The sequence below is a fragment of the Sphingobium algorifonticola genome (genome assembly GCF_004005485.1).
In the GTDB taxonomy this organism is placed as follows: Bacteria; Pseudomonadota; Alphaproteobacteria; order Sphingomonadales; family Sphingomonadaceae; genus Sphingobium; species Sphingobium algorifonticola.
This window is the reverse complement of record NZ_RZUL01000008.1, coordinates 42,520-63,021: the sequence shown is the minus strand read 5'-3', so window position 1 is coordinate 63,021 and position 20,502 is coordinate 42,520. Positions and strand designations below refer to the sequence as shown.

The 20,502-nt window shown below is 63.0% G+C and carries 15 protein-coding genes; 8 read left to right on the top strand and 7 right to left on the bottom strand.

The annotated features are described in order from the left end of the window. Nucleotides 1–85: 85 nt before the first annotated feature. The 5 genes from ENE74_RS15950 to ENE74_RS15930 all read right to left on the bottom strand — a co-directional run bounded on the left by ENE74_RS15950 (nt 86) and on the right by ENE74_RS15930 (nt 8,733). Nucleotides 86–826 (bottom strand): ArdC family protein, encoded by a 741-nt coding sequence (locus ENE74_RS15950; RefSeq protein ID WP_127691904.1) that lies wholly within the window; start codon nt 824–826, stop codon nt 86–88. 139 nt (nt 827–965) lie between these two features. Next, entirely contained in the window at nt 966–3,020 is a 2,055-nt protein-coding gene (locus tag ENE74_RS15945) for a ParB/RepB/Spo0J family partition protein (protein ID WP_127691903.1), read from the bottom strand. A gap of 123 nt (nt 3,021–3,143) precedes the next feature. Further along, entirely contained in the window at nt 3,144–7,361 is a 4,218-nt protein-coding gene (locus ENE74_RS15940) for a strawberry notch-like NTP hydrolase domain-containing protein (protein WP_127691902.1), read from the bottom strand. 69 nt (nt 7,362–7,430) lie between these two features. Further along, nucleotides 7,431–8,330 carry a DUF7146 domain-containing protein gene (locus ENE74_RS15935; protein WP_127691901.1) on the bottom strand — a complete coding sequence of 300 codons (900 nt, stop codon included), beginning with the start codon at nt 8,328–8,330 and terminating at the stop codon, nt 7,431–7,433. Nucleotides 8,331–8,412: 82 nt separating this feature from the next. After that, nucleotides 8,413–8,733 (bottom strand): single-stranded DNA-binding protein, encoded by a 321-nt coding sequence (locus tag ENE74_RS15930; protein ID WP_127691900.1) that lies wholly within the window; start codon nt 8,731–8,733, stop codon nt 8,413–8,415. Between the two features lie 752 nt (nt 8,734–9,485). Between ENE74_RS15930 and ENE74_RS15925 the strand changes: the two genes are divergently transcribed. The 3 genes from ENE74_RS15925 to ENE74_RS15915 all read left to right on the top strand — a co-directional run bounded on the left by ENE74_RS15925 (nt 9,486) and on the right by ENE74_RS15915 (nt 13,036). Further along, nucleotides 9,486–10,580 (top strand): replication initiation protein, encoded by a 1,095-nt coding sequence (locus tag ENE74_RS15925; RefSeq protein WP_127691911.1) that lies wholly within the window; start codon nt 9,486–9,488, stop codon nt 10,578–10,580. A 190-nt stretch (nt 10,581–10,770) separates the two neighbouring features. After that, a complete protein-coding gene (locus ENE74_RS15920; protein WP_127691899.1) occupies nt 10,771–11,973 on the top strand; it encodes an AAA family ATPase in 1,203 nt (400 codons plus the stop codon). 46 nt (nt 11,974–12,019) lie between these two features. Beyond that, entirely contained in the window at nt 12,020–13,036 is a 1,017-nt protein-coding gene (locus ENE74_RS15915; protein ID WP_088185005.1) for a ParB/RepB/Spo0J family partition protein, read from the top strand. Between the two features lie 61 nt (nt 13,037–13,097). Here the strand turns inward: ENE74_RS15915 and ENE74_RS15910 are convergent, their stop codons facing one another. Further along, nucleotides 13,098–14,117, bottom strand: a complete 1,020-nt coding sequence (locus ENE74_RS15910; protein WP_241242054.1) for a hypothetical protein — start codon at nt 14,115–14,117, stop codon at nt 13,098–13,100. A 393-nt stretch (nt 14,118–14,510) separates the two neighbouring features. Here ENE74_RS15910 and ENE74_RS15905 point away from each other — a divergent pair, with 393 nt between their 5' ends. Next, nucleotides 14,511–15,395, top strand: a complete 885-nt coding sequence (locus ENE74_RS15905; protein WP_127691898.1) for a recombinase family protein — start codon at nt 14,511–14,513, stop codon at nt 15,393–15,395. A gap of 74 nt (nt 15,396–15,469) precedes the next feature. Here ENE74_RS15905 and ENE74_RS15900 read toward each other — a convergent pair whose 3' ends face one another. After that, complete coding sequence (locus ENE74_RS15900; RefSeq protein WP_127691897.1) at nt 15,470–16,843, bottom strand: alginate export family protein; 1,374 nt, start codon at nt 16,841–16,843, stop codon at nt 15,470–15,472. Between the two features lie 29 nt (nt 16,844–16,872). Between ENE74_RS15900 and ENE74_RS15895 the strand changes: the two genes are divergently transcribed. From ENE74_RS15895 to ENE74_RS15880, 4 genes are all read left to right on the top strand, one after another. Further along, nucleotides 16,873–17,832, top strand: a complete 960-nt coding sequence (locus ENE74_RS15895; RefSeq protein WP_127691896.1) for a chromate resistance protein ChrB domain-containing protein — start codon at nt 16,873–16,875, stop codon at nt 17,830–17,832. Next, nucleotides 17,829–19,229, top strand: a complete 1,401-nt coding sequence (gene chrA / locus ENE74_RS15890; protein WP_127691895.1) for a chromate efflux transporter — start codon at nt 17,829–17,831, stop codon at nt 19,227–19,229. Before ENE74_RS15895 ends, chrA begins: the two co-directional genes overlap by 4 nt. 70 nt (nt 19,230–19,299) lie before the next feature. Beyond that, on the top strand, nt 19,300–19,968 hold the full coding sequence (locus ENE74_RS15885) for a superoxide dismutase (RefSeq protein WP_171010601.1): 669 nt from the start codon (nt 19,300–19,302) through the stop codon (nt 19,966–19,968). Nucleotides 19,969–20,121: 153 nt separating this feature from the next. Beyond that, the gene (locus ENE74_RS15880; RefSeq protein ID WP_127691894.1) at nt 20,122–20,448 is read left to right on the top strand and encodes a hypothetical protein; all 327 of its coding nucleotides are present in this window, start codon (nt 20,122–20,124) and stop codon (nt 20,446–20,448) included. Nucleotides 20,449–20,502: the final 54 nt, after the last annotated feature.

Here is a 20,502-nt window from a genome sequence, read left to right as displayed (position 1 = left end):
CAGCAATCAGGCTGGCCTCCGCCAGCTCTTGGGTCAGCGCTACGGCCAGCCTGATTACTGCCTACCGTGGACGTCCATCGCCGACCTAATGCAATGTTGCGGACGGCGCAGACTGTCCAGATAAGGCGCAAAGTTCCTCGAAAGCGTAAGCGTTGTCGCCGAATTTCCTGCCGAACTCTCGGTTGAGCCGGTCAGGATGGCCGGTCCAATGCCCTGCCTCATGCGCTAACGTCGAGGCGAAATACGCGCGGGTGGAAAACAACTCGACGGGCGGCATAGTGATGCTGTCGGCAACGCGGTCGTAGAAGGCCCGATCGCCGCTCTGGTGAACCTTCGCCGGAAGGGCATCGAGAAAGCGCTCTGCGCGATCCGGCAGCGCGTCGTCGGGGGCGACCACGCTGACGGGGCAGGGATAAAATTTCTCCGGCAACCCCTCAATCTGATCCGCATTAAAGACGGCGTAGGATCGCAGCACGCGGCGCATTTCGTCGGTGGTGTCGCCGGTAACGGGCGACTCCACGGTCTTGCTGTAGGATTTGTAAAAGATGGCGATCTGCGACCGCTCGCCTTCGCGCACCTGGCCGCCCAGCGCCTGCGACTGCTTGTAGGTCATCCAAGTGCGCGAATGGTAGCCCGCGCCTTCGGCGCAGAGCCACAGCCAGAAGCAATTAATGCCCTTGTACGGGTCACCGGTCGCGCGAAGTGGACGGCCGCCAAGGCCAGGTCGCCACGGCTTCACCCAAGGGCGCACGCCGGATTCGAGTTTGTCGATGATCGCGTTTGTGATGGTGTCGGCGGGCGACGGTCTATCGGTGGTCTTTGCCACGGCACGTTCTCCTGATCTGGTAGAGGCGAGCCCGGAGCAGCGCCCTCCCCTCTGAAAGGCCGCCGTCCGGGCACAAAAGGAGGGGCGGCACTCCGCGAAGAGTGCCGCCCCCAGTCGCCTCGAACCGTGCAAGCGGGCGTCATGCTGCCTCGCTCAAATCCTCCTGACCGTCATGTGTCGCGTCTTCGAGGTCCGACTCGTCATCGCCATCCTCGCCGGGATCGACATCTTCGGTTTCGTCAACGAAGGTCGATCGCAGCGCGATGGTCTCGGGCTTTTCGATGGCGTCGAAGCGCATGGCATCCGGGAGCCAGGCCGCCGCTTTTTCGCGGATTTCGGCCTCGACGATCCCCTGCCCGTTGCAGAGCGAGGCGCAGGTCGCGGCAAGGTCGCCTTTCTTGGCATCCTTGTAGCGCCCGCGCAGGATCGGCCCGCCAATGTCCTCGAGCGCGTCGAGCATGACGTCCTTTTTGACGCGGCCGAAGAAGTTTTCGGCCGTGGGGCGCCACCAATGCTCGACCTGGATGTCGAGCGCGCGGCCAAGATGGTCGTGGAACCCGTTGGACCGTCCGCCCTCTGCAACATTCAGGCTTGGCTCCAGCGTGCGTGCGATCGAGAAGGCCACCCAACTGCCGCGTGCCTCGTCGTCGAGCGCACGAAAGGCGTCGAAACGCTCGGTCATGGTCTTGTGACCGGCCCAGCTCGTATCGAGACGCTGGCGTTGATCCTCGATGGTCTGCGACGCCATCGACCCTTCATCGCGGAAGCCGAAGATCGGGAATTGCGCGCCGCTGGACTTAAGCGTCGAGTGGTTGCGGACGTAGTTCTGCTCGAAGACGACATTCTGCGCCATCAGGAAGATGGTGAGGTCCAGCGCCATCGCCGGATCGCTGGCGATGTGGGCGACAAGTATCTGCCGGCGCTGGGTCGCCAGCTCGTCAATCAGCGTAGCACTGAGTTTGGGTCGATGGTCGATGTTGCCGGTGCCGTCGTCACCATTGCCACCGCCCGTCGCCTTGGGCGGAGCATTCGGATCGACAACGGGCTTCTCACTGAACATGCGGGTGTGAACGCGGGCTTCGCCATCACCGCCGATATAGACAAACGTCCCAATCTGCGCCCGAACCGCCGGATCGATCTCGCGACGGGATTTGTCGATGCTGTCAAGTTCCCGTTCGATTTCGTCGAGACGATCGTTCGCGACCTCGGCTTCCGGCGTCCCGTCTGTCAATTCGCCCTCAAGCTGCTCGACGAGTTGGTCATTTTCGGCCGAAAGCGCTTCGACACGCGCGCTTTCCTCTTCGCTGAGCGGTCGCGCGGGCGCGTGAAACTCATGAAGCTGACGCTCGATATCATAGGGAACGTGGGTGGCCGCGATCGGCGTCACGAAGGCGAGGCCCTCGGCCTGGGCGAGTTCGGCTGCGGCCGCCTCCAGCTTTTTGCCGGCAAGATCTTCGAGAAGATCGACGTCGATCCAGTTCTCGTCCCCCTCGGCGGCAAAGAGATCACCCTCGATGCGGCCGCCTGCAGCGACATAGGCATCGCGACCGATGAACCGCGCTTTGGCATCGTTCGCCCTGATTGTGCCGTTGAGGATCGCACGCCGGATGTTGTCGGGCTGATCGCCGTAATAGGAAGTGCTCATCTGTGCGAAGACGCGAGCCTGGCGATCGATGTCGCTCGTCACGGCATAGGCCTGGGCGACACCCAGGGTGATTTCGCCGGCGGCGAGAGCCTGGAACACGCTCGGCGCAAGCTCGGCAAGCCGCACCCGCTGCTCGACGAAGCGGGTGGTAACGCCCTGTCGCTTGGCAACGTCCTCGGCGGTCATTCCCTTCTGGATGAGGAAGTTGAACGCGGTGCTTTCATCCGCCGGGTTCATCGGAACGCGCTGGAAATTCTCGGTGAGGCTCGCCTCAACCGAGTTGTCGTCGTCGGTAAGGACGAGGACGGGCACGACATGGTCGACGGGCAGACGGCCCTGATCGATCAGGCTCTGGAGTGCGCGCAGCCGACGCCCGCCTGCCTTGACCGTGAAATGACCCGCTTTCTTGAGCGGGGTAACGATGAGGTTCTGCAACAAGCCTTGCGTTGCGATGCTGGCGGCGAGGGCGTCGATACCGGCCTCACGGCTCGATTTGCGGACGTTGTCCTTCGACAGCGAGAGGTTCTTGACCTTCACGGACTGGATCATCTTTTGTCTCCATCTGGAACTGGCGCGCCGCATCGACGGTCACGCGAGCCTGCTCATCAGGCCCACAAAGCCGAAGGCCCCCTCCCCTCTCCTGCGCTGAGCGCGGAGAGAGGCCCTGGATCGTCAGGCGGTGATGCGCTCGATGACGGCAGCGGCAGTCGCGACTGGGACGAACATCCGCGTTCTGTGCTGAATGATGTCAGTGAAACAGCCGGCCGCCTTGAGTTCGGCAAGCCGCGTGTGTGGCCAATCGAGCAGTTCGAGGCGCTGCTGCCCGGCGACCAGGCTGCGTTTGAGCCGGTAGGCTCCGACGGACGATATCTCGCCGGTCGTCATCACATGCTTTGCGGTATCGTCGCCTGACACGGTGATGGCGGCGTTGATCCCGAAGGCGTCCGCGAGTTTCGATACCAGCGGTGCTGGAACGATCCGGCCGAGGAAAGACTGACCGTCATCGGTGTTCAGGCGCCAGACCTGAACATGATCGTCGGGCAAGCGATCCCAGACCGGCAGGAGCAGGCCCGCGACCAGATAGAGCGTGCTGGTGCGGGTCTTGTCCCGCATCTCCTCTACCTCGGCCTGCCACAGCGCCGAAAATTCCTCCTCGCTGGTCTCTTCCCACATTGTTTCGAGCAGCAAATCCTGCCGCATCCGCTCGGAACGGGTCGGCCGAACCAGCTCGTAGCGGCGAACGATCTCACCATCGTCATCGGTGAGCGAATAGGTGCTGCACCGGATCGCGGCCCTGCCGGACTTGCGATTGACGATCGGGCACGCGTCATCGCCCAGGATACGCAGCGCGCGATCCAGCGGGAGCGGCTTGTAGCGCTCCTCCGTTTCGAGGCGCAGAATCTCGGTTTCGGCGCCACTGGTCTGGTCGCGCCGGATGACCGTGCGATCAAGGATCGTGATGCGTTCGGCATTGATGCTTTCAACGCCGAGATCGAGCGTGCCGGCTTCGCGCGCCGCCTCGATCCGGGCCTCGATCAGACCAAGATATTCATCGAAGATCGCATTCTGCAGCGCGATGCGCAGCGCGAGAATACGATTGAGCCAGCGCTGGATGGGCGGCAGCTCCTCCTTCAGCCCTCCGCCTTCGCCCTCCAGCTCAAGTCCGGTCAGGGTCTGGAATTCGCCCAGCGTGGTCGAGCGCAGCTTGCCGTCGGCAAGCAGGCGGAACCATGTTTCGAGGGATTCCTTGGCATAGTTGCTTTCGAGATTGTCCCGAGGGTCGAACAGACCTTGGCCGCCTGTCTGACGCTGGCCCCTTGTCAGGGCACCAAGGCTGTCGAGGCGGCGAGCGATCGTCGAGATGAAGCGTCGCTCGCCGCGGCAGTCGGTCGAAACCGGACGGAACAGCGGCGCGGTTGCCTGATGCGTGCGATGGGTGCGGCCGAGACCCTGGATTGCCGCGTCAGCGCGCCAACCGGGCTCGAGCAGATAATGGTTGCGGCGCGACTGGTTCTCGGCGGTGAGACTCGCGTGATAACTGCGCCCGGTGCCGCCTGCATCGGAGAAGATCAGGATCTTCTTCTCGTTCCGCATGAAGGCGTCGGTCTCGGCAAGGTTTGTTCGCGGCGAACGGGTCTCGATACGCTGGCGACCGTGCGCGTCGATGACGATGCGTCGGCTGCGTCCCGTCACCTCGGCGACGGCATCGGTCCCGAAATGCCCGATGATATGATCAAGGGCGGACCCCACGATCGGCAGGGAGCAGAACCGCTCGACGAGATTGTCGCGCATCTCGAGCGCTTCCTGGCTGAAGATGGGACGCCCGTCCTCGTCGGACATCGGCTCGGACCGCGTCTTGCCGGTGTCATCGACGAAGGTCTTCATCTGACGGATGGGAAAGGCGGCCGTGAGATAGGACATGACGAACTCTTTGGGTGAAAGCTCAATGTCGAGATTCGCCCGGTCCTCGGCGTTCAGCGCGGCCAATGCCCGGTTGAGCATCGCCTCGGACGTCGAGACGAGCTGGATCACGACGCTCTCGCCCCGGGCCAGATCGGCGCGGATCGCCGGGATCAGCGAAGGCAGCTTCATGCCGATCAAGATCTGGCCGAAGAACCGCTGCTTGGTGGATTCGAAGATCGACAGTGCCGCTGCCTTCGCGCCGCTATTGTAGGTGTCGTTGGAAAAGCTGTCCGTCACCCGGGTGGCATCGAGCGCGGTGCGCAAATTGGCGTGGATGATCGCCCACGCATCGGCGTAGGCGTCATAGACCTCGACCTGGTCGGGCGTGAGGCAATGTTCGAGGATGTCATATTCGACACCGGCGAAACTGAGCGCCCTGGCAACATAGAGGCCCTGCATCTTCAGGTCGCGGGCGATCAATTCCATCGCCGCGATTCCGCCACGCCGCAAACTGTCGACGAAGGCGCGGCGATCGGCGAAGGCGGTGGTCGGACCCCACAGGCCAAGCCGGGTAGCATAAGCGAGATTATTGACGTCCGACGCGCCGGTTGCGGACACGTAGAGGACGCGGGCGCGGGGCAGCAGGTTTTGCAGACGCACGCCTGCGATGCCTTGATCGGAGCCGTCCTTGGTGCCGAACCGGCCTTCGCCGCCGGCGACACCCGCCATTTCGTGCGCCTCGTCGAACACCATCATACCGTCGAAATCATCACCGACCCAGTCGAGGATCTGCTGAAGGCGAGTACCCTTGTCCCCCCGGTTGGAGCGGAGCGTCGCATAAGTGAGGAAGAGCACGCCCTCGGAGGCGCCGATCGGGGTGCCCAGCTTCCACTGGTTGAGATGCTGGATGTCGAGCGCGAGACCGCCGACCGCTGTCCAGTCGCGACGTGCATCTTCCAGCAGCGTCTCGGTCTTGGAAATCCATATGTGCCTGCGGCGCCCGCGTAGCCACTGGTCGAGAATGATGGCGGCAACCTGACGACCCTTGCCGGCACCGGTGCCGTCGCCAAGGAAGAATCCGGTCCGGTAAGGGCGACCGTCCTGGTCCGGCGCGAGCGACAACCCTTCCTCGGCCGCCTTGAACAGACCGGAGATGTCGCGCTCGAAAGCGTCCCCTGCGTAGATCAGCGTTTCGAGCTGGGCGTCAGACAGCACCCGGTCGTCGACTACACTTGCCGGCAGCTTCGGAACGTAAGACGGCCGCGGTGCCGTAATCGAGCCCATAGCGATCGATTCCACTAGAGCGGTCGGATGCGGGGATGCACAGGGAATGGCGATGCGGCTCGGCCTGTATGGCAAGTAAACACCGACCGCCTCGCCAGTCGGTACGGGTTCGGCAAAGACGTCGTAACCGATATCAATCGCGCTGAGAGACTGGGCGGCCTTGCTGATCGGGGCCGAAAGCCGGGGTCTGCTCGAGAGACCGCCGAGCAGGGATGCGCGCGCACGGGTTGGTGCGAGGCACACTGGGGAGAGTCGCGGGGTTTCCATAACGCTGGCGGGGGAAGCCAAGATCGTCGCGAGCGCTTCGGCGAGTGAGCTGCACCGAACGATGGCGACGTCATCCTGGAAGCATTTTTCCAGAACGATGAGCTTCACGATCTGGCTGGTGCCGTGTTTGGCATAGGCATTGGCGGGCAGTTCGACGTGGAGCGTGATTGCACAGCCGTCGGTCGCTTTCGCCCAGGCACGGCTCGAAGTATCCACGCGATCGGGAAGGATGGCTGCGCAGCGCCCCTCGGCACCAAGTCGTTTCAGGGCGGAGCGCAAATGGCGGAACGCGGCAAGCGGGTCGGCATGTCGACCGATGCTGCGGGAAAAGGGCGGGTTGATGAGCACGGCGGTCGGGCGGATCGACAGCGGCAGCAGATCGTTGATGAGTTCGCCATCGTGGCGACTGACCGGTGCGGTGGGGAATGCTGCCTGGAGCATGTCAGCGCGCGCGGGATCGATCTCGTTGAGGACAAGTTTGGCGCCAGCGCGCGCGGCGAAAACGGCCAGAAGCCCGGTGCCGGCGGAGGGCTCCAGGACGGTATCGGCAGCGGTGATGCGAGCGGCGAGCGCGGCAAGATAGCCAATCGCGGCCGGTGTCGAAAATTGCTGGAGCGCGATCTGTCCGTCGCTGCGCACAGTATGCGTCGGCAGGGATGCGGTGAGCGCGGTAAGGACCGCAAGGCAATCAGCCGGCTCTTGCGGCAGGTGGAGCGTGGCGAGGTGCAGGACCTGGGCCAGCTCCAGCACATCATAAGCATCGCGGAGTGACCAATGCCCATCGGCTGCGGTTGATCCATAGGCGGTTTCCATCGCCCGGAGCAGGCCAGGCCGGTCCACGCCGTCGCCTTTGCGCAGCATAGCATGGACGGCGTTCGCGGCGGTAATGGATGGTTCGGTGAAATCGAGTTCGAGAGCAGTGGCTGAGGTGCGCATTGTAGGCCTCCATCGTATCGTCCGGTGCCCATCACCGGATCAACAAGCCGGAGGCCTCCTCTCCTCTCTTCAGTGGGCGTGTGTCTGGATCATGGTGCGAGGAACGGCGTTGCGGGCAAGCCGATTGCGCAGAGCATCATTCCAGTCGTCATGCTCGGATGGGAGCCACTCCTCGACGCTTCGCCCGTTGGCGCTGAGATGCTCCCCTGCCCTCTTCAGGCAGATCTTGGCCGCCTCGTTGCGCTGACCGAAAACTATGACGCGCTTCACATGGGACGGTATGCCGACATGGGCGTAGCGCTCGGCACCAAGCACGGCCCAAACCGGCAATTGAAACCAGTCGATGGCCGACAGGGCATCTTCGATCCCTTCGGCGATGCCCAGAACGTCATCCGGCTCACCAAAGCGCACGCTGCCCGAACCGAGCAGGCCCAGCGCCAGCTTGGGCTTGCGGAAGGGGCGCCGCAAAATGTCGGTGGGATCAAGAAAAGTCCGGTGGACCGCGACAAGGCCCAGCTCATTTCTCACCGCCGCGATCATTGCGGGAAGGCTTCGTCGATCCTTCCCCTTCCCTATGATGGTCTGTGGGTTGAAGCGAAGGTGGGAGGTCGGCGCGTAAAGGCCCCGGGCATGAAGATAGGCTTCAGCCGGTGTGTCGGCGATGGGGACACTGTGCTGCCACAATGACCTGGCCAAGCCGCTCAGATCGCGCGCCGGCGCGCGTGGTTCGACGTGAACCGGCACCCGATCGTGCAAACCCTGACGATCCAGGGCCTTGAGGATATCGGTCGATGTGCATCCCGCAAAGCATTTGAACAGGATCGCCTTGATGCCCAGGCGGACCGAAAGACTGGGGGAATGATCGTCATGGGCGGGGCAGCGGCACTCGCCGCGTGATCCAGACCAGCGTCCGCCCAGGCTTTCGACGATCTGCTTGGCGCGAACCGCTGCGTCGATGGTGGCTGACATAAGCGAAACTCCTATCGAAGATTTAGGTTCGCTCCGCGCATGCCCCCTCCCCTCTTGCCCGATCGGCGCGATGTTCTACGATCTATGCGACCTTTGCCGCGAGCACGCCGAACTCTTCGACGATCCGGTCGGTCGTGTAGTGGGTGGTGCCATCGCGCTCGTAGGAGGTGTCACGGAGCCGTCCGGCAATCCGCACGAGATCGCCAACCTGGGCCTTCTCATCGATATATTTGCGCTGGCCGTCACTGAAAATGACGACGCGGTTCCAATAGCTATCCTCGATCCACTGGTCGCCTTCTGCGCGGCGGCGATAGTTCGCGCATACCGAGATGTTCGTGACCTTCGGCTTGGCGTCGATCTCACCGATCCGTCCGATAATTTCGAATTTGGCAAAATTGATCATACGACCTCCTCACTGCGTCAGCCCAGCGGCGATGAGCGGTGGTTCAGCTGCTATCGGGTCGCCGAGGATCTCGTCGCTGGGCATATCTGCCAAGCATCGAGACCCGGATGCTATCGTGGAACACCGGTCTGGCGGTATCCCCCTAGCTAGGGGGAAGTCGGTTCTGCTGTCTGAGCTAAAGGCTCAGCGAATCGCGTGCTTGGTCTTTTAGAATCATTCTAAAACAACGCCGCTGCTCGCAGCGGAAGGATTCATGATTCTAAGTGATTCAGATTCAGTGCTGAAAAGGTCTGCAATTTCAATGATCTGTCGCGTTTATCCTGACCGCATGGGGGACTTTGCCTGACCCGGCGGGGGCGTCAACCTGACCGGTCGGGGGCAGATAGCTGACCTATTGGGGCTATCCTGACCGATTGGGGGCGATGGCCTTTGGCGCGCCAGCGCTCTGGAATGGTGTCATTCTGCCCCGTTTATCGAGCGTGAGCGAGCCGAAAACGGGAAGAACGTGAATCGGATAGCGACTCGGCAGAATCTAAGGGCTTTTGCGGGAATGCCACACAGTTCTATCCTGACCGGATGGGGGCTACAGAAAGTGTTTTAGCCTGCCCTGACTTGACGAGCGAGGACAGGTCAGGCAGCAATCGGACGAATCTGCTAAATATGCGTTCGGCCTATATGACATGGAACATGCGGAAAATCTAAGCGCCGATGCAGCGCAAGAGGCGCAAGCCGAGTCGGCGCCTGGCCGCGCTATGCGTGTCGCAGCGGCTTTGCAGGCGAAGGGTGGCGAAGAATTCGCCAAACCCGGCAGCATCGTCGAGATCAAATTCGTGAAAGGCCAATCGCTCAGCCTGACGGCGTCCCGATTGCTCGCGCTGATGATCCTGACCGCAGGCGGCGATGCTTGGCAAGATCGGCCGCATCGGATGCGCAAGGCCGATATTCGCCGCGGCCATAAGGGTAATGAACGTATCTCCGAAATGTTGGAGGAACTGCACCGGACCTTGTTTGCGATCGACGATCGGTCCTGGCGCGGCAAGAAAGCGACGCTGCGCTTTTCCCTGATCTCGTCGTCTCGCGAAGAGGCGGAAGATATAGACGGCGCGGATGCGGGTTGGATCGAATGGGAGTTTACGCCTGATGCGCGCAAGCTCATCCAGGAATCCGAGAGCTATGCTGTCCTGAATAGGCAGGCGGTGCTGGGCTTCCGATCGAGCTATGCGCTCAAGCTCTATGAGATTGGATCGCTGCGGCTCCATCGTCGCCAATCGACCTGGAAGGGCGATATGGCGGCGCTGCGCGCAGCGCTGGGCATATCGCCGGACGTGTATAAGGATTTCGCGCAACTGCGGCGCAAGGTGCTTGAAAAAGCGAAGGCCGAAATTGATCAGCTGGCTCACTTCCGCGTTGAGTGGAAGGAGATACGGCAGGGCCGAACGGTGACCGAGATCGAGTTCCGCTTCGAGCCAAAGGATGCGCCCGCGCAGATCGCAACCGTCGATGAGATTGAGAGGCATGCGACTGGACGGAAGGCGCGGCGCGAGGGTTCAGTGGAGTCGGTCGCCGAGATGGTTGACGTCGGATCAGTCGTGAAAGCGGCGATCAGCGGGCTGACCGCAGCAGAGAAGAGCTCTGAGATCGTCTTCCCCCAGGGAACGATCCGGTTCAATACCGAGACCCTGGCTGCGGTTGCCCGATCACATGGCGGCGGTTGGGATATCGATCTCATAGCTGACGCCTATCGTCAGCAGATGGGCGACCGTCTGGCAAAGCTCAAGGGTGCCAAATTGCTCAGCTCGTGGACCGGATTTTGCGAGAGTTTCGTGGCTCGAAGGGGTCGTCCATAGAGGGAATTGCACCGGTGCAATTTTCACACGCCCCCAACGAGTCAGGATGGGTCGCTTTTTTGAGGCCACTGATCGCCCCAACGTCCCTATTCGCCTTTGCAGCGAGGCATCACTTTCGAAATAACGCTTATGTTTGACGAAAAAGCGCAACTAGGGCTACTATACCCCTAGTTTCAAAAAGGGGCGCCCTGTGGCAGCATCACTAGACATCGACGACACCCATGATCTTCTTTCGGTGGCGACGCTTGCCCAGCGAACCTCATCGGTACTGGAGCGCCTTCGCGATTCTGCGCGCAGCGCCCGAGCGGATGATCGTCGGGAGCCGACCTTTCCGATTGGCAAGGCTGCGGATTTGGTCGGGCGAACGCCAGCTGCAATCCGCGACGCAGAAAAAGATGGCCGTCTTCCGCCGCCCCCGCGAACCGAGAATAATCGTAGAGTGGGTTATACGCTCGCGCAGCTCAATGATATGCGGGGCCTGTTCGGCACGAGACCTTGGCGGGCAGCAGACGACCCGTGCTGTGTCGTTGCTGTCCAGAACTTCAAGGGAGGTGTCGGCAAATCAACCCTGTCGGTGCATCTTGCTCAGTATCTCGCCATCCAGGGCTATCGGGTCGCGTTGATCGACTGCGATAGCCAGGCTTCCGCGACGACGCTGTTCGGCTATGTGCCGGATCTCGACCTGACCGAGGACGACACGCTTTATCCATTTCTTCGCCAAGAGGAGATGACGTCACTGGACTATGCGTTGCGCAAGACGCACTTTGATGGTCTCGAACTCATTCCTGCCAATTTGCGGTTGTTCCAGTCGGAATATGAGATCGCCGCCCGAATGGCACGAGGGCAGGGGGGGCTTATCGATCGTCTTTCCCAGGGCATCGCCAGCATCGCCGACCGGTTCGATGTCATCGTCCTCGATCCACCGCCAGCCCTTGGTGCCATATCTTTATCGGTTTTGCGCGCGGCGAATGCTCTCGTCGTGCCAGTGCCTCCCACCGTCATGGACTTTTCTTCGACTGCGGCGTTTCTGGCGATGCTTGATGAGACGATCGAGACGCTGGCCGAACGCGGCTTTGCCCCGACTCTAAAATTCCTGCGCTTTGTTGCCTCCAAGGTCGACGAGAACAAGTCGATGCAGAAGGAGCTGCTCACCTTGATGCGGACGCTCTTTGGCCACGCGATGGTGCGCACGCCGCTCAAGGATTCTGCTGAGATCGACAATGCGACGGCTCGTCTTATGACGGTTTATGAACTCGACGGCCCGGTGACAAGCAGTGCGGTGCGCAACCGCTGCCTCACCTATCTCGACGGTGTGAATGCCGAACTCGAGCTGGATATTCGAGCGATGTGGCCCAGCCATTTGAGCCGTTTGCGCAAGGAAGGTTTGGCGTGAATTGGGAAAATTGCACCGGTGCAATTCCGGGTAAAGGAACGGCTTCATGAGCAGGAAAAACGCGAGTTTCGCAGCAGAGCTGGCAGCGGGCATCAATCCGCCCGAAGACGGCGCTCCCGCGCCGCGTCGGCCTGGGCTGGGCGCCAATGTCCTCACCGGTAGGGAAAATCGATTGGCCGAACTGGCGGCAGGGACAGTCGTCAGCCGCACCCATGAACTGGTGGATCCCGCGCGTTGCCGGATGTGGGCGGGGCATAACCGGGAATATGCCTTGCTCAACGAAGAGCGGTGCGCCGATCTTATCGAGAGCATAAAGGCACAAGGGCGCCAGGAGATGCCCGCGATCGTCCGTCGTGTGCGCGGCGAACCCGATTATGATTTTGAGGTAATCTGCGGCGCGCGCCGTCATTGGTCGATCAGCTGGTTGCGCGGCCACAATTACCCTGACTTCCGCTTCCTGATCGACATTCGCGAATTGTCGGACGAGGAAGCGTTTCGCGTAGCGGACATTGAGAACAGGGCGCGCGAAGACCTCAGCGACCTGGAGCGGGCACGCGACTATCTCCGTGCGCTTGATGCCTATTATGAGGGCCGCCAGAAGGTCATGGCCGAGCGGATAAACGTCACAGAAAGCTGGTTGAGCCGTTATCTCGATCTCGCACGCCTACCAGCGGAATTAATGGTCGCCTTTCCCAATCCGCAGGATTTGCGGATCAAACATGTCACGGCGATCAAGCCTCTTCTGAAGCCCGATGATCGTCGCCAACGCGTATTTGCCGAAGCGGCCGCGCTCAGTGCTCGATCGGGAGGGGAGGGCGCTCCCATGGCTGTGCCGGAGATCGTCCGTGCATTGGCGCTGGCGGCCGATCCCCCCAAAAGGTCAGGATCCCCCAAGAAGTCAGGAATGGCGCAAATTGTTTCGAGCGAGACCGGGAAAGCTGTGCTCCGCATCGAGGGCAATGATCGCAAGGGAATTCGCCTGACACTTCTCAATAAGGGTGGGGCGTCTCGGGAGGATGCCGAGAAGGCCATTCGCGAGGTCCTTGACGCGCACTGGGCCTGAAGTGGGCCGACGCAAGAACGGGAGGCGTGACATCGAGCGGTCACGCCCCGCTACAACTCAATCAGTGGTGGTGAGCCGAGACATCGATACCGAGGCCAGCTAGCATCGAATCGAGTTCGGCCATTTCACGATCAAACTCTGCGAGCGCGGGTACAAAATCTGGGAGCGCCTGGGGCGGGGCAGGGGGACGCCCTACCGGACGGACAACAAACCCGAAGGCGATAGCCAGATCGCGCGTCATATAGGTCCGCCAAGCCTGACGACCGCTCACCTCCACTAGAAGGTCCAGTTCTGCCGCGCGAGAAAGCAGTTTGCCGGCACCAGAGATCGTCACGTCTAATCGTCGGGCGAGCATCCGAGGACTGACGACGGGGACAAACTGGACAAGGCTGAGCAACTCCACGAGCTTGCCAGGACGGTGCGCGCCATGGAGGGCTGCGGCGGCGCGTAAGCGGTCTTCCTCGATCGCCTGGAGCCTCACCAGCCCCTCTTCCGCCCGATCGGTGAGCGACAGGAGGTTACGCAGAACGATGGCCTGCGTGTCGCGCGGCGAGAGGCGAAGCGCCTTGTCGCCAATGGTCAGGCACGGCAGCACGGCCTGGGTGATCTTCATCGATCGCAGGAGCCCAGGGACGGCAAGCCACGGCGTGATCGTGTTGTCTGCGCGGGAGCGCCGGGCCGTAATCTCAAGCGCGCGGAGGAGGGCTGGCCGCTTGCTCCAATCTTCTGGGACGTCCGTTGAGATCGCGAGTTCGTCTCGCCAATAACGGGATTCGCGCTGGGCCAATTGCCGCTGCCAAATTGGAAGCGCATCACGATCGTCCAGATTGGTCGGCATCGGCCGGCGACCGGGCAGATTGACGGCGCATTCCCGTCCGAAAATATCAATTTCGTCAATCTCGGCGCCCTGCACCCGCAGCGCCGTGGTATAGCCGGTCCAGGTGGCGCGTCGCTGCCACGGTGCGGCGGCAGGACTGGCAGAAACACGGGCATCGAGGCGGCCTATCGCCGCTGCCGCCCGTTCCAGACGGGCGACTAGCCTGGAGGTCCAGATTGGCTCTGAGAGGTCTGGGATGGCCATGGGCATGGCATAAGAATATCCTCAAAATAGCTATAGCGTCTACCATGCTGTTGCTCTTTAATAATGGACATATGATAATTGCACTTATCACATAAGCAGATTTGACCGTTCTTTATAAGGTGGGCTACTGTCGGTTTCCCTATACGACCGGACTCCAGCCTATCCCGTGGCGTAGCGAGTCAGGATGATCCCAAACCGCCGGACTCCGGATATCAAACCACTGGACTGGGTTGCCGCCACAGACGCAAATCCCGCATAATTGCGTGCTTCTCGCACTTGCTGCGCCAAACATGCCGGGCCGATCTGCACCATTCAACGCTGGCCAGGACCGCGAGGAATTTATATCATACGCGGGCAACCGGTCGTTTGACCCCGTTATATGGAATGTGACAAATGGCCCTGATCGGCTACGCGCGCGTCTCGACCGACGAACAGGACACCGCCGCGCAGCTCAGTGCCTTGCGCGCCGAGGGTTGCACGGTGATCCTCGAGGACAAGGCGAGCGGTGGCAGCCGCGATCGGCCGAACCTTGCACGAGCGCTCGAGCGCGTGCGGCACGGCGACACGCTGCTGGTGGTGCGGATCGACCGCTTGGCCCGGTCGCTCTCGCATCTGCTCGAGATCGTCGAGACCTTGCGGGGGAAGGGGGCCTATTTCCGCTCGATCCACGATCCCATCGACACGTCGAGCGCGCAAGGCATGCTGATGACCCAGATGCTGGGCGCTTTCGCTGAGTTTGAGCGGGCGCTGATCCGCGAACGGACCAGGGCAGGCCTCAAGGCAGCTGTCGCGCGCGGCGCGCGGCCCGGAAACCCGAAGATGCGTTCTCGCGATCCGGCGGCGATCGCCGACATCCGGTACAGCCTCAAGGAGCGCTATCTCAATGAACTGCTCAACGATCGGCACCGGTGGTTGCCCACGGTAGCACGCCTGCGGCCGCACTTGCCCTGGGCGCTGGTCTTGCGGCAAATCCGCGCCATTACGCCGGCGGTGCGTTCGTTTAGCGAGCGGACGCTCGTGAAAGCTTGCCGAACGCTGGTCAAGGCCGGCTACGCCGACGCAGCGATCCTCGAGCCGGCACCAAGGCTGCCGCCTGACACGCGCGTCGCGCGCCTCGTCGCTGATCGGCTGAAGACGCATCCGAATTCGTCGCTGCGGGATATCGCATCCTGGCTGACCCGCGATCTGCGAGAGCCAACGCCGCGCCGTGGACTGGCGTGGTCGCCTGAAGGTGTCCGCCGGGTGATTGGCCAAGCCGAGAAGCTGTCGTTGATCTAGATTGCAGCGAGAATGTGGTCTGTCCAGGCAGGCGCTATGGAGATGAATCGCCGACAGAATCGGCAACTGAATGATCAGAAGCTCGCGGTGAGATTGAACGAGCCATAGCGCGTCCATCGTCTCGGCGGCGCATTGGGCGCGTCTCGCAAGAAGCGTCCTTTAGCAAGCAGCAGGCCGTCGAACTCGAACCTGAGCCGCGCGGGCACGATCCAGTAGCGGACGCGCGCCTCGATCTGGTGGCCGGCAAAATCGCCCGATCTGCTCGAGGCGTCGCGCACGCCGGTTGTGGAGAAGCTGTCTTCGTTGGCGGCAAGCCATATCGCGCGATAGACCGCGAACCAGTCAAGCCGTTTGCTGGGCGTTGCTTCAAGCCGGATGCCCGGCGTCACGATGTTGGCGCGACCGACCGCGTTGTAGAGACCGGCCGGCGCAAGCTCGGCACGTCGCATTCCGAACAACGTGTCGAACCGGCCGAAGCGTCCGCCAGGCTTGTCTCCACTGGCGCGATCGAACTCGACCGAGAGGCGCGGCCTCCAGCGTCCAGCGAAGCTGTAGCCGACATCGGCATGGATGAAGCTCGCGCTGACCGACTGCCGGGCCGCCGTCGGCGCCAGCGACGCGCTGATATGGCCGGTCTGATAGAGTGCCTCGATCTCGTAGTCGAACGCACCGCTTCGCGGCTCGGCGATGACTCTCCCGCCGAAGGTGTCAAGCGCGCGGTCTCGAGTCGGGCGACCCGGCGCGTCGCGCTCGCCGAGATGGAAATAGGTCAGTTCCCCCATTGTCGGTCCGATCACTCTGGCCTTGCTGACTTGACCACCCCAGAGCACGAGGTTGAAGCTCTCCCGATCAAGCCGCACTCTGGCGTCGCGGATGCCCTCATTGTCGTCAGGCAGACGGATCGGCGGCAGCGTGTAGATGAGCGTCGCCTTCCACCCCTGCGGTGCAGCGATGTCGGCGCGAAGCCCGGTATAGCCATTGGTGGTGTTGCGATAATCGTCCGCGGCCACGAGCCGCCGCGAGCCCAGATTGAGCATCATGCGACCGGCGGTGAGCGTAAGCTTCGTGCCCCGGCCGAAGGCTCCGTCGAAGTTGGCCGCGACATAAGCCTGGACCGGCTCCAGCACGTTCACTTCGTTTGTCGTCACCGGCGTTCCCGCATCGTCGCCCCAGACGCGGCTGTCGAACAGCTCGACCCCGACGCGGACAACGCCTTTGCGGTATTCGGCGAGAATATTGGTGCGAAGGTTTACCAGTTCGTCGCTGGTGTTGAACCCGGCCCGGGCCTGGCCGTCGATCGCCTCGTAGCGCAAGCGGATCGAACCCGAGAACGCGAGGCCATCGTCGGGCGGGGGCGCCTCGGCACGCGCTGGCGGCTGCTGCGCCCAAGCGGGTTGCGCGACGGCTGCAATCAGCGCGGTTGCGGATATGGGATATAGATGTTTCATAGAATCACTTACGATGATACATATGCACTATGAACGACACAACCGGCTCCGACATCTGGCTCGCGCTGCTGCATCAGCTTCCGGCGAAACCGCCCTATCTGCGCGTGAAGATATGGCGCCGCTTGCAGGCGGTGGGCGCCGTGCCGCTCAAGAACGCGGTCCATGTGCTGCCGCGCCGCGAGGAGACGGAAACCGCCTTCCGCGACCTGCTCGCCGAGATCACGTCGAGCGGCGGCGAGGCCGTGCTGATCGACGCGCGGCTGATCGAGGGCCAGAGCGATGCCGAGCTGCGCGCGCTGTTCGATGCCGCGCGCGACGCCGACTATGACGAGCTGGCGCAGGCCGCGCGCAATCTGCTCGATACGGGACCGGCCTCCGGCGCGGACATCGCCAAGCTCCAGCGGCGGCTTGCCGAGATCGTCCGGCTCGACTTCTTCGACGCGCATGGGCGGCAGGGCGCCGAAGCGGCGCTGCGCGAGCTGGACGAGCAGCGCTATGCCCATCCCGATGTGAGCCGAACGGACGCACCGCCCGAGCTGGCGCCCTCCGACCTTGCGAACCGCGTCTGGGTCACGCGGCGCGGCGTCCATGTGGACCGTATCGCCTGCGCCTGGCTCATTCGGCGCTTCATCGACCCGAAGGCCAGCTTCAAGTTCATCGACGGCAAGAGCTATACGCCCGAGGCTGGCGAACTGCGCTTCGACATGGTTGATGCCGAATTCACCCATGAGGGCGGTCGGTGCAGCTTCGAGACGCTGGTGCAGCGCGCCGCGCTCGACGGCGATGCGGCGCTGGTGGCGATTTCGGAGATCATCCACGAGTTGGACATCGGCGACGGCAAGTTCGACCGGCCCGAGGCGGCCGGGCTGGGCGCCATGCTATCGGGCGTCTGCGCGTCCACCGACGACGATCTGGAGCGGATCGCGCGCGGCGGCGACGCGCTCGGCCAGTTCCATGCCTATTTCAGCAGCCGGAAGGCCGAGCGGTGAGCGTCGCCGTCACCGATCCGCTGGAGCGGTCAGAGACAGCCCACGATCACGGCATCCCCTTTGGTGAAGCCGTCAAGGTGTGGGCGCGGATCGCATCGCTGAGCTTCGGCGGTCCGGCGGGACAGATCGCGGTGATGCACCGCATCCTGGTCGATGAGAAACGCTGGATCGGCGAGGAGCGGTTCCTGCACGCGCTCAACTATTGCATGTTGCTTCCCGGCCCCGAGGCGCAGCAGCTCGCCGCCTATATCGGTTGGCTGCTCCACAAGACGAAGGGCGGGCTGGTCGCGGGCGCGCTGTTCGTGCTGCCCGGCTTCCTCGCCATCCTGGCGTTGAGCTTCCTCTATGTGCTGCTTGGCGCTTCGCCGCTGGTCGAGGGGCTGTTCTTCGGCCTCAAGGCCGCGGTGCTGGCGGTGGTGATCCAGGCGGTGGTCCGGGTCGGCTCGCGCGCGCTCAGAAACAACGTCATGCGCGGCGTTGCGGCGGCCGCCTTCGTCGCCATCTTTTTCCTCGACGCACCCTTTCCGCTGATCGTGCTGGCGGCCGCGCTTGGCGGTTATGTCGGCGGACGCCTCGGCTTGTCGGCGTTCAAGGGCGGCGGCGGGCACGGCGCGGCGGGCGGCAATGTGGTCCATGACCGCGACACCGCGCTCGGCGAGGGGCTGCCCGACCATGCCCGCCCCAACCTCGCCTGGTCGCTCAAGATCACGGCGGCGCTGCTTGTCCTCTGGCTTGCGCCGGTCGCGGCGATGCTCGCGCTGCTCGGTCCCGATGACGTGTTCTCGCGCATCGCGACCTTCTTCAGCCAGATGGCGGTCGTGACCTTCGGCGGCGCCTATGCGGTGCTGGCCTATGTCGCGCAGGAAGCGGTCGATACCTATGGCTGGCTCAAGCCCGGCGAAATGCTCGACGGGCTGGGCCTGGCCGAGTCCACGCCGGGTCCGCTCATCATGGTGACGCAGTTCGTCGGCTTCCTTGCGGCGTTCCGCGAATCCGGCTCCTTGCACCCGCTCGTCGCCGCGACCTTGGGGGCGATCCTCACGACCTGGGTGACGTTCGTGCCTTGCTTCCTGTGGATTTTCGCGGGTGCCCCCTTCGTCGAGACGCTGCGCGGCAACAGGGCGCTCTCCGGCGCGCTCGGTGCGATCACGGCCGCCGTGGTCGGCGTGATCCTCAACCTCGCGCTCTGGTTCGCCATCCACACGCTGTTTGGCGAGGTGCGCGAGGTCGGGATCGCGGGCGCGCGCTTCGACGTGCCGGTCCTGGCTTCGCTCAACATCCCGGCGCTGCTGCTGGCGGCGGGCGCCGCGATCGCCGTGTTCCGGTTCAAGGCCGGGATGATCCCGGTGCTGTTCGCCTGCGCCGGCCTCGGCGCGGCCTATGTCCTCCTCAGATGAACGGAGAAACCCGGTGACGGATATTTCGCGCAGATCGGCGGTGAAAGCCCTTGGAATAGGAGCAGTGGCAATGGCAGCGATGGACAGCGTCGAAGCGCAGGAAACCAGAGCAGCGCCGCCCCCGGCGTTTGCCGGCCAGCATCAGCCCAAGCCGCTCAAATTCGATCCCGCTAGGCTCGACGGGCTCTCGGAACGGCTCGTCAAATCGCATTGGGAGAACAACTATATCGGCTCGGTGCGAACGCTGAACATGATCGAGACCCGGCTGGCGGCCGCGCTCGCCGATCCCGACCTGCCGCCGGTCGTCTATGGCGGCCTCAAGCGCGAGGAACTGCACCGCACCGGCTCGGTCGTGCTGCACGAGGTCTATTTCGACGGGCTGGGCGGCAACGGCCAGGCCGGCGGCGCGGTGCGCGACGCGATTACCGCCGCGTTCGGGTCGTTCGCTACATGGGAAGCCGAGTTCCGCCGCACCGGCATGAGCCTTGCGGGCGGATCGGGCTGGACGATCCTTGCCTACAACCTCCACACCCGCTCGCTCCACACCCATTGGGCCTGGGATCATATGCACGGCGCGGCGGCGGGTGTCCCGCTGCTGGCGCTCGATATGTATGAGCACAGCTTCCACATGGACTATGGCACACAAGCCGCACGCTATATCGACGCCTGGTTCAAGAACCTCGATTGGGAAGCCGTCGATCGCCGCTATGAGCAAGCGGCAGCAGTCGCGCGGAGCTGACGTTGCGCGTAACGGTGGATGGCCCGCATCGGGCGCGTGAGCTTGCGCTTTCCTTTTGCGAATAATTCGCAGATAAAGGCCGAAGCCTCGGCGGGATCACAGGATTCGTGCCGACCCGTCTCGCCGGAAAGAAAGGCCGCATCCGACCCTGCCATGCTGATCGTCCGGCTGCTTTCCTTGCTGTTCGTTCTGACGCTGGCCTTCTCCCACGGCGGTCCGGTGGCGTCGATCAGCCACGATCATGTCGTCGCGGCCGACCATCATCATGCGGAGCATGGCCATAGCCACAGCGATGCGCCCGATGCCGATCATGAATCGGACGGAACCAGCGCCCATGTTCATCTGCTCGTCGACCGGCTCGCTTATGCGGCGCCGGTCCCGGCGACGAGGCTCGGCCGCGCGCCCCGGCACTGGCCGCACAACCAACCGCAAATGCCTTCGGCCGTTCTCGCGCCGCTGCTCGAACCGCCCGCCGCCTGAGCCTGGTGCGGCAACCGCCGCATGAACGCGGTGCGGGCCTGTCCCGCGCCGTTT